Genomic DNA, 12,422 nt, shown 5'->3' on the forward strand with positions numbered 1-12,422 from the left:
AAATAACCGCCTTAATGGGCGGTTATTTACGTCCGACAAGGATTTTCGGAAAAATTTCAGGCGTGTAGAACGCCACTAAAGACTTTTCTATCCCTCATATGCAAACGACTAGGCACCCGTGCCTTCCATATGAAAGTAAGCTTAGAAGCTAATTGTAGAGGTCTGAGGGCGCACTATATAGCCGCCCTGACCTATCCTACTTCCTGATAGAATGGCTTGTGTGAGAGTACGGGAATGGTAAGACCGTCAAGCATAAAGCCGTCTATATCTCCCTCGATATACTCTAGGAACAAGTCTAGCATGTCAACAGTTCTTTCCTTGACCGCCGCTGTAATTGCCTGTTTATCTTTCCGCTTTAGGTTTCTCCAATCACGTTTACCATTGATAACGCTCTTGAGCAAGCATCGAAGACCAATGAACTCTTTTGTATTGGAAACGAACCGGAAGCCTTTCATTTTTATAAAGTCTTCCTTATCGTATCCTGTAAGCGGCTTTTGTTTCGGTCTCATTCGGAACTCGATTCTCGTCATTGGAAGTGAATCAATACCCTTAGCTTCCTTTAGTTGCTTCTGTTTATCGTACTGACAGACCGATAACGCTGACTTTGCCGCCCCATAATATAAGGTTGTTTCATACCTTCTGATTCTAAGGTTAGTCGGCGGCGGCAATAAGAAACAATCCTTATAAGGTGTAGGGAAATCAAACGCAACATCTAATCTGCTAACCTTCCAACGCGCAGGCTCAATCATATTAAATATTTCCAATCAGTCGAACATCACAGGGATCGAAGATCAAATTCTTGCGATGTACGCCAAAGGCGTTTCTACTCGCGACATTCAGGATCATCTGCAGCAACTCTAAGGAATTGAGGTCTCACCAACGCTCATTTCCAACGTGACAAACAAAATGCCATCGTCAACAAAGCAGCGTATATGGTCATTGGCATCGATTTGGATGGCCACAAAGATGTACAAGGATTTGAAGAAGATTACGTCAGATTTGAAGCCGATTTACAAGGCTCCAACGGAGCAGGTTGCCTTAGAAGAACTGGATCATTTTGAACAATCCTGGGGGAACAAATATCCCTTACTGGTTCGTTCCTGGCGAAACAATTGGTCAGAAATATCCACGTTTTTCAAATACCCACCAGAGATTCGAAAGTTGATTTACACCACGAACGTCATTGAAAGTTACCATCGGCAATTGCGGAAAGTAACGAAAGGAAAAGCTGTATTTCCTACGGATGAAGCTCTTCTCAAAATGCTGTATCTTGTAACCATGGATGTTTTACGAAAATGGACAGGCCGAGTCCAAAACTGGGGACAGATCCTGTTACAGCTATCCATTTTCTTCGAAGATCGCGTACAACCGTACATCCGTTAATTTAATGAAAGGATTCATCCCCAAATAGATTCTCTATCTCTCCGCCAACTGGGTCAAGGGTTCCGGAGTGGCTCATGACAACTCTGGTTTAGGATCAGAGGCCTGAGGCTTACCCTTGCCACCACTCTTGTAAAAGGGAGCGGCCGGGCCGTGTTAGATCTTCACTTCCAATTCATCCACAAAGACAGCCTGGCCCGAAATCTCCACCTCATACTGTCCTTCTCTCTTGGCAACCGATACCCCTACCTTTCCGTCCCTGCCCATTTCCCTGCCTTGCTCCACCACGAGCCGAACGGACGAATCCTCTCCTCCCCGTATGTACTGCGCATAGTAGGCCCCCATCGCTCCGGAGGCGGTGCCGGTGACCGGGTCTTCCACCGTCCCCGAATACGGCGAGGAAAAATGGCGGGCATGCATTTGCGCGTCCGGATGGTAAGTCTCCAGGCAGAACGGATGGAGGGATGCCCGCGGCCTTTCTGTCAATATCGCGGGAAACCGCTCATTGTGCGGCTTCATGCGCCGGAAAGGCTCCAAGCCTTTGACCGGGATGAGCAGTGTCCAGATCCCTGTACTGCCGTACATGACCGGCAGCGATGGATCCAGATCGCTCTCTTCGATTCCCATCGCTTGCGCCACATCGTGCAGGGAGCCGCCAAATGGCTGAAACTGCGGGGCAGCCTGCTGCATCGTGATCGAAATGCCGCCCGCGCCGTCATCTTCAAGCCGAATCGGCAAGATGCCGGCCTTGGTTTCAATCGTAAGCTCTTTTTTCTCCCCCAGCAGCCCTCTCGACGTAAGCGCATATATCGTCGCAATCGTGGCATGACCGCACAGATCCATTTCATGGCCGGGCGTAAAATAACGGATGCGCAGGTCGGCGACATCGGAGGGAAACGGAAAAGACGTCTCCGTAAACCCTACCTGTTCGGCGATCTCCCTCATCTCTTCCTCGGTCAGTCCGTCCGCGTCCAAGACAAGCCCTGCCGGATTTCCCTTGTGCGGGACGCGGGTAAATGCTTCATAGTGGCAAACCTTGATTGTTTTCATGCAAAAAACCTCCCCCTTCCACAAGCCGTTTCTACAGGAAAAGGGGGGCCTGATCTAAAGCTCCCCTGCAAACAAATGCTCCTGCCATGATGGATATGTCCGTACTATTATGGATGCGTCTGGCTTGCTACTGATGTGCGCCCTCCGTATAAATCTGGAAGGTACCCCCGAACTTGTCCGTTACGATGCCGTAAGCCGGACTGAAAAAGGTTTCCTGCAGCAGCATGCCCACTTGGCCGCCTTCCTGCAGCGCTTCAAAGAACTTTTTGGATACTTCCGCGTCATCCGTAGAGATGCAGATTGTCACCTGTGTTCCACCACATGCTTCAGCATGGACAGCTTGTTATTCCAGAAGTGCTCGTAATAGGAAAGCCACTGCTTCAGCTCCAACAAAGGCTCGGGATGGAGCCGGTAGAGCTTTTCCCTGCCGACCTTGCGTCCGCTGACCAGCTTCGCTTCGGACAGGACGTGGAGATGCTTGGCGACGGCTGTCCGGCTCATGGGAAAATGCGAAGTGATCGCGGAGATGGGCAGCTCCCGGCCCGCTAGCAGCTGAAGAACCTCTCGGCGCGTCGGGTCCGCGATGGCCTGAAAAACGTCGTATTTTTGTGCGGCTCCAGCCACCTTACGCCTCCACTGCCTTCCGCAGATTCTCCATGATGCCGCCCCACCCTTGATTCATCCGGTCGCGAATGACCGCGGCGTCTTCATTGGCCTTCGGCACGACGGATGTCGGTTGTTTCCAGCCGCCGTGAATCAGGGTGAATTCCGTCTGCTCGCCGATCTCCTTCAGCGCAAAGGTGACGAACCAGCCATTCACATCCCAGGTAAACGAGAGGCGGTGAGGCGGATCCAGCTCGGTCACCTTGCAGGGCGACGGGCCAAAGGGGGATTGCAGGTGAAACTCATGTCCGAGTACCGGCTGAAAGTCATTGGGCATGAACCAGGAGGCAATGCCCTCCTGTGTGGAGACAGCTTCCCAGACCTTTTGGATCGGCGCGTCAAAGACGACCACATGCTTGATATCCTGCAGGGTATCTTGATGATTCGTTTCCATGATCAATCTCCTTCTTTCTCATCGAAAAGAGAAAACCAAGAAAATAGAAAACCAAATGGTTTCACTTTCTTTGATTATAAAACCATTTGGTTTCATGTCAAGCTCAGGTTTTTCCTTCCTCCCTATTTTTCTGCATCCGCTTCTTTCCTATGATTCATGCCGCAAACGCCGGCGGTTCGCCCCTCTCAAGATCGGCAGCTTACAGCCTTGTAAGGTTTCTCCGGCCAGTTGTAAGATAAATCGATTTCTCCCAAAATGATCCATCTGTAAACTGGAGGAAGCGATGCAGCCTGCATCTGTCATTTGCAACAGTAGGAGGAAATGAGCGATGTCGTTTTCGCAAGTGCATGAGGAAGTTTTTCGTTCGATCAACGACTTGGGCAAGCACTATCCGGCCCTGAACCCGTTTGCGGTTTTTCTGGCGGAGTACACGCTGTATGTGCTGGCCGCAGGAGTCGTCGTCTATTGGTTTACCCGTAGCTCCCCAAACAGGCGGATGGTGGTTCAGGCCGTGCTGGCTTTTGGATTGGCGGAGATTTACGGCACCATCGCCGGGCAGTTCTATTCCCATCACCAGCCGTTTGCCGTCCTGCCGGATGTGACGGCGCTGGTGCCCCATGAGATCGATAACTCGTTTCCGAGCGACCACACCATTTTGTTTTTTTCCTTTTGCTTCTCTTTTCTGCTCGTCCGCGGAAGGGAAGGCTGGCTATGGCTGGCGCTCGCGGTCTGTGTCGGCATCTCCCGGATCTATGTCGGCGTACACTACCCGGTCGATATCGCGGTCGGCGCTTTGTTTGGCATGCTGGCGGCACTCATCGCCTACCGGTTGACGCCGAAGCTCTCTTTTCTAAACCGGCTGCTCGCCGTTTATGAGAAAATAGAGAATCGGCTGCTACCCTCAAAAGGGAACGCCCGAAATATGTGATCCACCCGGATTTCCATACCTTGCCAGAGGCGGCCGGGTTTTGCTATCATAGTCACAGAAATCGGGAAAGGAGAGTGCCTTATGAAAAAGAGAGCGATGACATCACTGGCTAAAGGATTAGGGTACTCGACTGCCGTTTTCTTTGTATTTGCGAGCCAAGGGAGAAGTCTGTCCAAAATCAGTGATACGCGCGACCTCGCACCCTTCGCTTAGCGATTTTCCGGAGCAAGTCCTGGGAATAGAAACGCCACGGGTCGCTTCCCTGTGGTTTGCATACCGATCTACCCAAACACCGCAGGGACACCTGTGGTGTTTTTTATTAAAAACCAAAAGGGAGGCAACCGACATGAGACTGAATGGAACAAAAATTTTCGTGAAAATTTTGGAGAGCACAGATGCCGAGGCCATGCTGGATCTGGAGAGAAGAAACCGCGCATTTTTCCAAACCTACACCCCGCTGCGGGATGAATCCTTTTTCACGCTGGAGGGACAGCGGGCACTGATCGAGAAACACCGGGAAATGATGGCCCAGGACCAGTAATGACCTGATCCAGCCGCGGATGAAAAAAATCGAGAGGTATATACGCTGGATGAGCCTCTTCCAAATATCGCCTGAGCGAATGAAACCACTGATGGAGGTGCGCCGCGATTATTTGGATGATACGCTCACTGCCGTCTTGAACGAGTACGGGACGATCGAGGAGTATTTGATAGAAGCGTGCGGAATCGAAGAAAAATGCCTGCTCAATCTGCGCCAGATGCTGATTGAGTAGGCATCGCTTACTCCTCGATTAATTCCTTCGCCAGTTCGGCCATCTGCTTTTGTACAGACTCATCCACTTGATTTCCGTTGATATGATAACCGATTTGATACCAGATTCCATTGTGGCAGAAATTGATCTCGTTGGCGGTGGTCACGACCGTCGCCAAGTAGTTTTCCTTGGCGTCCCAGCTATAGTAGGTATAGACGTATCCGCTGTTGGTTTGATGGATGTGATGATGCAGGCGTACGCCATTCTCGGTATGCTCCACGTCAATTTTGTTGCCAAACATGTCCAGACCGCTTTCTCTGGCCTCAAAACCGGCGGGCAGTTCGTCTCCGATGTCCGTCATGCGAATGATAAAAAAGTCGTCTCCATTCATCCAGCCCCCCTCTTTTTTGGGGAGGTAGGTAAACTGCACCTGATACCGATCCTCTTCTTCCTGTTCCACGCGAAAGGTAGCCAGATACGCCGTTTCCTGTCCGACGGGAAAGGGAAGCTTGGCCGAATCGATCAGCTTCAGGTTTTCCTTCATATGCGCGGGAAGCGCACTGATCGCCTTATTGAAATCTACCGGCTGATAGTAGATCGCATCGCCGATCTGTTTGTTCAGAACATAGAACTCGCTTTGTGCCAGACGACCCTTCCCCGCTTTGGCCAAACTGTCATCCGAGCTGCAACCGACTACGCCGAGCATGATGCTTACAACCAAGAAGACACGAGAGAGTAACTTCACTGGATAGGATTCCTTTCTGTTGCTGTAAATGATCATGCTTCCATTATTGTTTCTTTTTCGCCTTTTCACAAGCTTTTCTCACCCGTATGGAAGAAGATTCATATGGAAGTCTATTCACATCGAAAAGCTCCTGCCTTCGCTCATCGAACGAGGGACAGGAGCTTTCTTGTTTTCTCGCAGGGAAGAACGATTATTTGCGCAACGCGGCCATCTCGAACGGCGGCACCAGCCCTTCGGCTTGGGCACGGCCGAGGAGAGCTTCTACGGCGGCGTAGCCGTCTTCGCCTAAATTGGCCGTGAAGCTGTTCACATACAGTTGGATATGGGCCTTCGCTACTTCCGGATCCATCTCCTGAGCGTGGCTCATGACGTACGCCTGGGAGGCTTCCGGATGGGCCCAGGCATATTCCACGGAAGCGCGGGTCCAGGCAGCCAGTTGATCCAGATCGAGGGAGCGGCGGGCGATAATCGCGCCGAGCGGAATCGGCAACTGCGTCTCGGCCTCCCACCAGCTGCCCATGTCGGCGAGCAGTGAAAGTCCATATTGCGGATAGGTGAAGCGGGCCTCATGGATCACCAGTCCGGCGTCAATCAGGCCGTCGCGGACAGCCGGCATGATCTCGTGAAACGGCATCACGACGATTTCGCCTACTCCTCCCGGCACATTTTGCGCGGCCCAGAGACGGAAAAGCAGATAGGCCGTAGAGCGCTCGCTGGGTACGGCCACCCGCTTGCCGGAGAGGACTGCCGGATCCTTTTCAGCGGTCTGGCTTCCCTTTGTCAGCACGAGCGGACCGCAGCCCCGGCCAAGCGCCCCTCCGCAAGGCAGCAGCGCATACTCGGACAATACCCACGGCAGTGCCGCATAGGAAATCTTCAGCACATCCGGTCCCTGGCCGCTGGCGGCGAGACCGTTGGTGATATCGATATCTGCATACATCACATCGAGCTTGGGCGCACCGGGAATCAATCCGTGCACCCAGGCGTGAAAAACAAAGGTGTCATTGGGACAAGGGGAAAATGCAATGTTCATCGTACTACCTCCCGTAAGGCACTGCATGCCGCTTGCAGGGCATCCAGCGCCTCTTTGATTCGCCAGGCTGCCCGGTCGCGCGGGCCGACAGCGTTGGAGATTGCGCGGATTTCCAGGACCGGCACCCCATGTGCTCTGGCGGCGACTGCCACGCCGTACCCTTCCATCGCTTCTGCCGCCGCTCCCGGCACTCTGGCCTCCAGAGCGGCCGCCGTCTCCGCTGTACCCGTGACAGTGGTGACCGTGAGCACCGGCCCCGAGCAGACCGGCAGCCCCGCCTCTCCGATTGACCGGGTGACCGCAGCAGCCAGACGGGAGTCCACCTCCACACGCGCCGACCCAAAGCCCAGCTCATCGATGCTGCAAAATCCGTCCGGTGTCTCTGCTCCCAGATCGGCTGCGATGATCTCGCTGGCCACGACCAGCGATCCTACTGCCGCCCTGCCAGCAAAGCCGCCGGCAATGCCCATGCAGATGACGAGGCTGTACGCCGTCCCGCTTTTCGCCAATGCGCTGGTGGTGCTGGCAGCTGCTTGGGCAGTCCCTACGCCGCCTACCAGCACGTCAAATCGGCCGTCTCCGTCCAGTCCGCGCCAGACTGCGTCTCTCTCAGGGGGTACAGAGACGACGATCAGCACGCGCTCATCCGCTCCCCCCATGCTTCCGTCAGGCAGCAGAGAGGGATCTTTTTTTCTGTCAGCATTCATGCGTCTAGCTCCTTCACGTTATTTCCATATTCCTCTGTTTCTATCAGACAATACGCTCCCTATTAAAGTTATCTTGATCTTCGCCGGCTGTAAAGCGATCGGGTGCCAAAGAGGCGGGCGATCGCTTTTACCCCTAGGAAGCCTCCCTTGCCTCTGACAATTTTCTTCGGGTATAATGGGGGTACCAAATTACTCAGTAGGGGATGTCTTGATGTCCGCGTCGGTTCTTAACTAATCAAATTGGATAGGGTTTTCCTGCTTCTCATCTTTTTTCAAATCCACATCATTTGTGGTTTATTTGTGATGAGAAAAACAGGGGATCCCCCATTAGTTAAGAACCGGCATCCCTTTCAATAATCTTTTTTGTTGACTGCAGACGACCGTGCTCTTACGCACGGTTTTTGTTTGTGTCCCGCGTGTGGCTTCCCCATGTGCCTGCATGTAATTGTCGCGGCGCGGGCCGGGCGGGTATGGTCAACATCAGGTTAGGGCAGAAGATGACGCTGTGTTCATCTTCTGCCTTTTTTTGTCTGATTAAAAAAACGCGGAAATGAGTGATTTCCTTGAAAAATTATATCGAATTGGCAAGCAAACGTGTACAACTGCAAGAAGGTCCCCCGGCCATCGAAAAGCTCCTCTTGACCTGCTATCTGCGACCCGGCATCTCTACGAAAGAGCTGGCCCGCCAGCTGCTTTTGCCTGTTCCCGTCGCGGCCGCCGTCAAAAAGGAGCTGATCCGGCTGGGTGCGCTGCGTCAGGACCGCGGCGTTTGCTGCACACCGGACGGAGAGACTTACGTAAGCCGCAGATGGGGGCTGGATGGGCTGGATCTGCCTTTGTACCGCAGGCTGATGGAAGAAGAAGGAGCGTGGCGCGCAGAGCTGGCTGACCTGTTGCAGAAGCTGGGCGACATCTTCCAGGCCCGTCCGCAGGTGGATGTGCAGATCGACCAGTCGAAATGCACGCCGGAAACCAGCCTGAAAAGAGCGCTCCTCTGCTTGCGAGATCATGCCCTCATCGGCAGCCGAATCCTGTGTCTTGGAGACGATGATCTCGTCAGCGTCTCGCTCGGGCTGCTGTTGCAGCGGCTGTTCCCGCGTGCGGTCGATCACCGGGCAGCGGTCACGGTCGTCGACATCGACCAGCGCTTTCTCCAGTACATCAGAGAGATCGCTGCACGGGAAGGACTGCCGATCGAGTGCCGCCATGCCGACCTGCGCCGTCCGCTCTCGAGGACAGCTCTGGGCACGTTTGACTGCTTTTTTACAGACCCGCCCTACACCCTGCCGGGGATGAGCCTGTTTCTGTCTCGGGGCATCAGCGTCTTGAAGAAAAAATCAGGACAGCCGATCTATCTGTCGTTTGCCCATAAATCGCCCGACTTCATGCTGGAGATGCAGCGCGAGTTTATCCGCATGGGCCTGATGGTCAGCGAAGTGATTCCCCAGTTTAACGAATATGAAGGGGCTGAGATGATCGGCAACCGGGGACAGATGATCATTCTGAAAACGACAGACAAGACCGCTCCCCTCCTCACGGGAGAATTCAAAGACGCCCTCTACACCGGCGAGGTCAAGCGGACCCTGCGGACGTACCGCTGCAAAAAGTGCGCCCAAGAGATCACGGTCGGCTTTCAAGCTGCTTTTGCGACGATTGAAGTGCTCAAAAACAAAGGCTGCCCGCTGTGCCGGCATGATTCCTTTGATCTTGCGCAGAAAAAATCTGTGATGTAATGGCTGGATGCGGCACCTTCTTCATCGCAGCAGGCTGAGCAGCTACCTATGTTTACCTAATGCCAATGCGAGTTACGGGGCTGCAGTGGGAAGAAGCATGTTCCCATGCTAAGCTCCGTTCTCCGCCCGGCTAGGATGATTCACTGTCCGCTCCACAGCGGCCCGCGGGGGTGCTCAAAAGCAGCAGCGCTCCGAGGTCATCCCACGTTTCGCCCCTTTTTCCCGCGGTCCGCTGTTCCGCTTAGCTGGGCTCCGCAAAGTCGCTGCGCATGGGAACATGCTTCTTCACCGGAGCAGCCAGCTTTCGTCGGGTTGTATTTTTGCACTTCCCGTCAAAGACGTATGGCGTTCTAGTGGCGTACTCCCTCAAGCATTCAATCTTCTTTATTCGACGGCAGCTTCACCCACACATCTTTAACCCATGGTTACATGAAGAAGCATGTTTCCCTGCGGTGCGACTGTGGAGCCCTGCCGAGCGGAGTGGCGATTTTCGGGAAAAAGGAGCGCAACCCTGGGATGACCGCGGAGCGATACTACTTTTGCGTCTCCCCCGAAAATCGTCACGGAGCGGACAGTCCATGCTCCCCCGCAGGGCGGAACCCGGAGCTGAGCAGGGAAACATGCTTCTTCACCGGTGCAGCCCCGCCACCTACGCATAAAAAAACGAGGCTCCGCCAAACCTCCTGGCGAAGCCTTCGTTTCACTTGCATCTTTTGCACGTTACACCTGCAGAAGCGCTACGCTCCTTTCCCCATCACAACCGTCCGATCACAGATAGCATGCACATCTTCCTTGTCATGCGTCACAAAAATACAGGTGATCTTCGCCTTCTTCAGAATGTCGCGAAGCTCCTCCCTGATCCGCTCTTTGAGGTCTGCGTCGAGATTGCTGAAGGGCTCATCCATCAAAAGGACTTGCGGCTTGGGTGCCAGCGCGCGGGCCAGTGCCACCCGCTGCTGCTGGCCGCCGCTCAGCTCGTGCGGATAGCGCTTCTCAAAGCCCTTGAGCTGGACCAGCTCCAGCATCTCGTCGAGGCGTTTCTGCCTCTCTTTGCGGGACAGCCGGTGCAGCCCGAAGACGATGTTTTGGGCCACCGTCAGATGAGGAAACAGGGCGTAATCCTGAAACACCATGCCGACCCCGCGCTCCTCCGGCTCGACGAACCTGCGCTCATCGACGACGGTTTTTCCGGCGATCACAATCGAGCCGCCCGCGGGCTCTTCCAGGCCGGAGATCAGGCGCAGCAGGGTGCTCTTTCCGCTCCCGCTCTGTCCCAAAATCCCGACGATTTCTCCCTGCGAGATCGTGAGCGTGAAGTCTTGAATGGTCTTTTCCTTTGCCTTGGGGTAGTAAAAAGAAAGCTCCTTGATTTCACAGAAATTCATCGCTCACTCTTCTCCTCTCCGAATCGGTGGAATAGCAGTACCGTGATCATGCTGATGCCAATGATCAGCAGGGATGGTATGGATGCCTCGATGATCTGCTCGTCATTGGCGTACTGATACGTCTTGGTCGCCAGCGTCTCGAAATTGAAAGGGCGGAGCAGCAGAGTCAGCGGCAGCTCCTTGATGATCTCCACAAAGGTGAGGATCGACGCGCTGAGGATCGCCCCTTTGATCATTTTCAGATCGACGGCAAAAAAGGTTCTCGTCATCCCCAGGCCCAGCAGCCGGGATGCCTCATAATATTTTTTCCCTACTTTTTCAAAACCCGTCTCTACTGAATTGAAGCCGATCGCCATGAAACGAATCGCGTAGGCCACGATCAGCATGACGATGGACAGGCTGAGCACCAGCTTTTGATCGCCCAGGCCCAGTCCGCGATAAAGTCCGGCCAGACTCTTATCCAACGAGATAAAGACAGCCAGCACCCCGATGGAGATGACCGCACCCGGCACGGAATAGCCCATCGCGATCAGCTTGGCGATGATTGTGGAAAAGAAGGATTGCTGGATGCGGCTGACATTGGCCGCGACGACGGCAAAAAAGACGACGATCGCCGTCGCGATCAGCGAGACCAGCAGCGTATTGGAGACCAGCCGGCCGAATTGATCGTTCAGTACGTGGGCATAGCTGAGCTTGGCCCAGGCAATAAGCTGAACAAACGGAATGAGAAACGAACAGGCAAAAATCAGCAGGCAAAAGAGCGAAGCCGCTCCGCCGGCGATGAGGCCCATTTTTTTCGGGGTCAGCGGCCTGACCTTGCTGGTCGATGAGCTAAACTTCTGACGATTGCGGAGATACTTCTCCAGGATGAACAAGCCGATGACGGCGACCATCAGATAGGCGGCGAGACGGATCGCCGAATCCAGGTCGTACATGCCAAACCACGTCTGGAAAATCGCGGTGGAAAACGTACTGATTCCAAAATAGCTGGTGACCCCGAAGTCATTCAGCACCTCGAAGATGACAAGGCTCACGCCTCCGACGATTGCGGAGCGCGAGAGAGGCAGAACGACCTGAAAAAAGATTTGCAGCGGCCCTTTGCCCAGCAAGCGGGCGTTTTCGATGTAGGAGGCGCTTTGTCTCTCCAAAAACGTCTTGGTGATCAGATAGACGTAGGGAAAGAGAAACATCGTAAAGACGAAGATCGCCCCTTCCATCGACATGAAATCGAAATACTTCTGATCCAGCGTGATGCCGAACTGATTGCGAAGCACCTTTTGCACCGCGCCGGTGTAGCTGAGCATCGTGCTGTAGGTGTACGCGCCGATATAGGGAGGAATCGCGAGGGGCAGGACAAAAGCCCAGCGGTAGAGGCGTTTCCCCGGAAAATCATAAGCCGTCATCAACCAGGCGAGCGTCACCCCGATGATCACGGTAAAAAGGCCCGTAAACAGAACGAGCCAAAGCGATTGGAGCACATACTCCTTCAGCATAAACTCCCGGATGTGCTGCCAGTTCTCGTTGGGCCTCTGGAACAGATTGATGAGAATATAAAGGTTGGGCAGCAATACAATTGCTACCCCAACCAGGCTAATCGCCATCCACCCGTTCCTGTTCCGTTTGACGGCTTGCAGGAATGTGCGACTATTCAT

14 protein-coding genes and 1 pseudogene are annotated in these 12,422 nt (G+C 53.9%); 5 read left to right on the forward strand and 10 right to left on the reverse strand.

What is annotated here, in order from left to right:
• Positions 1-191 precede the first annotated feature (191 nt).
• Entirely contained in the window at positions 192-749 is a 558-nt protein-coding gene (locus JD108_RS18510; protein WP_198827431.1) for a hypothetical protein, read from the reverse strand.
• A 145-nt stretch (positions 750-894) separates the two neighbouring features.
• On the opposite strand from JD108_RS18510, the gene JD108_RS18515 reads away from it, so the two are divergent.
• The gene (locus JD108_RS18515) at positions 895-1,383 is read left to right on the forward strand and encodes a transposase (RefSeq protein ID WP_228728201.1); all 489 of its coding nucleotides are present in this window, start codon (positions 895-897) and stop codon (positions 1,381-1,383) included.
• 153 nt (positions 1,384-1,536) lie between these two features.
• Here the strand turns inward: JD108_RS18515 and JD108_RS18520 are convergent, their stop codons facing one another.
• The 4 genes and pseudogenes from JD108_RS18520 to JD108_RS18535 all read right to left on the reverse strand — a co-directional run bounded on the left by JD108_RS18520 (position 1,537) and on the right by JD108_RS18535 (position 3,487).
• The gene (locus tag JD108_RS18520; protein ID WP_198827433.1) at positions 1,537-2,430 is read right to left on the reverse strand and encodes a PhzF family phenazine biosynthesis isomerase; all 894 of its coding nucleotides are present in this window, start codon (positions 2,428-2,430) and stop codon (positions 1,537-1,539) included.
• Positions 2,431-2,557: 127 nt separating this feature from the next.
• Positions 2,558-2,746 (reverse strand): annotated as a pseudogene (locus tag JD108_RS18525) (VOC family protein); the annotation flags it as partial.
• Positions 2,734-3,054, reverse strand: a complete 321-nt coding sequence (locus JD108_RS18530) for an ArsR/SmtB family transcription factor (protein WP_198827434.1) — start codon at positions 3,052-3,054, stop codon at positions 2,734-2,736. The gene JD108_RS18530 and the pseudogene JD108_RS18525, both read right to left, overlap by 13 nt.
• Before the next feature lies 1 nt (position 3,055).
• Positions 3,056-3,487, reverse strand: coding sequence for an SRPBCC family protein (locus tag JD108_RS18535; protein ID WP_198827435.1), 432 nt, complete (start codon positions 3,485-3,487; stop codon positions 3,056-3,058).
• Between the two features lie 328 nt (positions 3,488-3,815).
• Between JD108_RS18535 and JD108_RS18540 the strand changes: the two genes are divergently transcribed.
• The 3 genes from JD108_RS18540 to JD108_RS18550 all read left to right on the forward strand — a co-directional run bounded on the left by JD108_RS18540 (position 3,816) and on the right by JD108_RS18550 (position 5,188).
• A complete protein-coding gene (locus JD108_RS18540) occupies positions 3,816-4,415 on the forward strand; it encodes an undecaprenyl-diphosphatase (RefSeq protein WP_198827436.1) in 600 nt (199 codons plus the stop codon).
• Between the two features lie 346 nt (positions 4,416-4,761).
• Positions 4,762-4,956, forward strand: a complete 195-nt coding sequence (locus tag JD108_RS18545; protein ID WP_198827437.1) for a hypothetical protein — start codon at positions 4,762-4,764, stop codon at positions 4,954-4,956.
• A 49-nt stretch (positions 4,957-5,005) separates the two neighbouring features.
• Positions 5,006-5,188 carry a tyrosine-protein phosphatase gene (locus JD108_RS18550; RefSeq protein WP_267459282.1) on the forward strand — a complete coding sequence of 61 codons (183 nt, stop codon included), beginning with the start codon at positions 5,006-5,008 and terminating at the stop codon, positions 5,186-5,188.
• 7 nt (positions 5,189-5,195) lie between these two features.
• On the opposite strand, the gene JD108_RS18555 is transcribed toward JD108_RS18550, so the two are convergent.
• The 3 genes from JD108_RS18555 to JD108_RS18565 all read right to left on the reverse strand — a co-directional run bounded on the left by JD108_RS18555 (position 5,196) and on the right by JD108_RS18565 (position 7,604).
• Positions 5,196-5,912: a hypothetical protein gene (locus JD108_RS18555; RefSeq protein WP_198827439.1), complete on the reverse strand. Its 717-nt coding sequence runs from the start codon at positions 5,910-5,912 to the stop codon at positions 5,196-5,198.
• A gap of 190 nt (positions 5,913-6,102) precedes the next feature.
• The gene (locus JD108_RS18560) at positions 6,103-6,945 is read right to left on the reverse strand and encodes a 1,4-dihydroxy-6-naphtoate synthase (protein WP_198827440.1); all 843 of its coding nucleotides are present in this window, start codon (positions 6,943-6,945) and stop codon (positions 6,103-6,105) included.
• Positions 6,942-7,604 (reverse strand): futalosine hydrolase, encoded by a 663-nt coding sequence (locus JD108_RS18565; protein ID WP_198830178.1) that lies wholly within the window; start codon positions 7,602-7,604, stop codon positions 6,942-6,944. The genes JD108_RS18560 and JD108_RS18565 overlap by 4 nt, the downstream gene beginning before the upstream one ends.
• A 611-nt stretch (positions 7,605-8,215) precedes the next feature.
• On the opposite strand from JD108_RS18565, the gene JD108_RS18570 reads away from it, so the two are divergent.
• On the forward strand, positions 8,216-9,385 hold the full coding sequence (locus JD108_RS18570; RefSeq protein WP_198827441.1) for a bis-aminopropyl spermidine synthase family protein: 1,170 nt from the start codon (positions 8,216-8,218) through the stop codon (positions 9,383-9,385).
• A gap of 737 nt (positions 9,386-10,122) precedes the next feature.
• Here the strand turns inward: JD108_RS18570 and JD108_RS18575 are convergent.
• Together JD108_RS18575 and JD108_RS18580 are read right to left on the reverse strand one after the other, a co-directional pair.
• A complete protein-coding gene (locus tag JD108_RS18575; RefSeq protein ID WP_198827442.1) occupies positions 10,123-10,770 on the reverse strand; it encodes an ABC transporter ATP-binding protein in 648 nt (215 codons plus the stop codon).
• Positions 10,767-12,422 (reverse strand): ABC transporter permease, encoded by a 1,656-nt coding sequence (locus JD108_RS18580; RefSeq protein WP_228728202.1) that lies wholly within the window; start codon positions 12,420-12,422, stop codon positions 10,767-10,769. The genes JD108_RS18575 and JD108_RS18580 overlap by 4 nt, the downstream gene beginning before the upstream one ends.

The sequence above is a fragment of the Brevibacillus composti genome, assembly GCF_016406105.1.
Classification (GTDB): domain Bacteria; phylum Bacillota; class Bacilli; order Brevibacillales; family Brevibacillaceae; genus Brevibacillus; species Brevibacillus composti.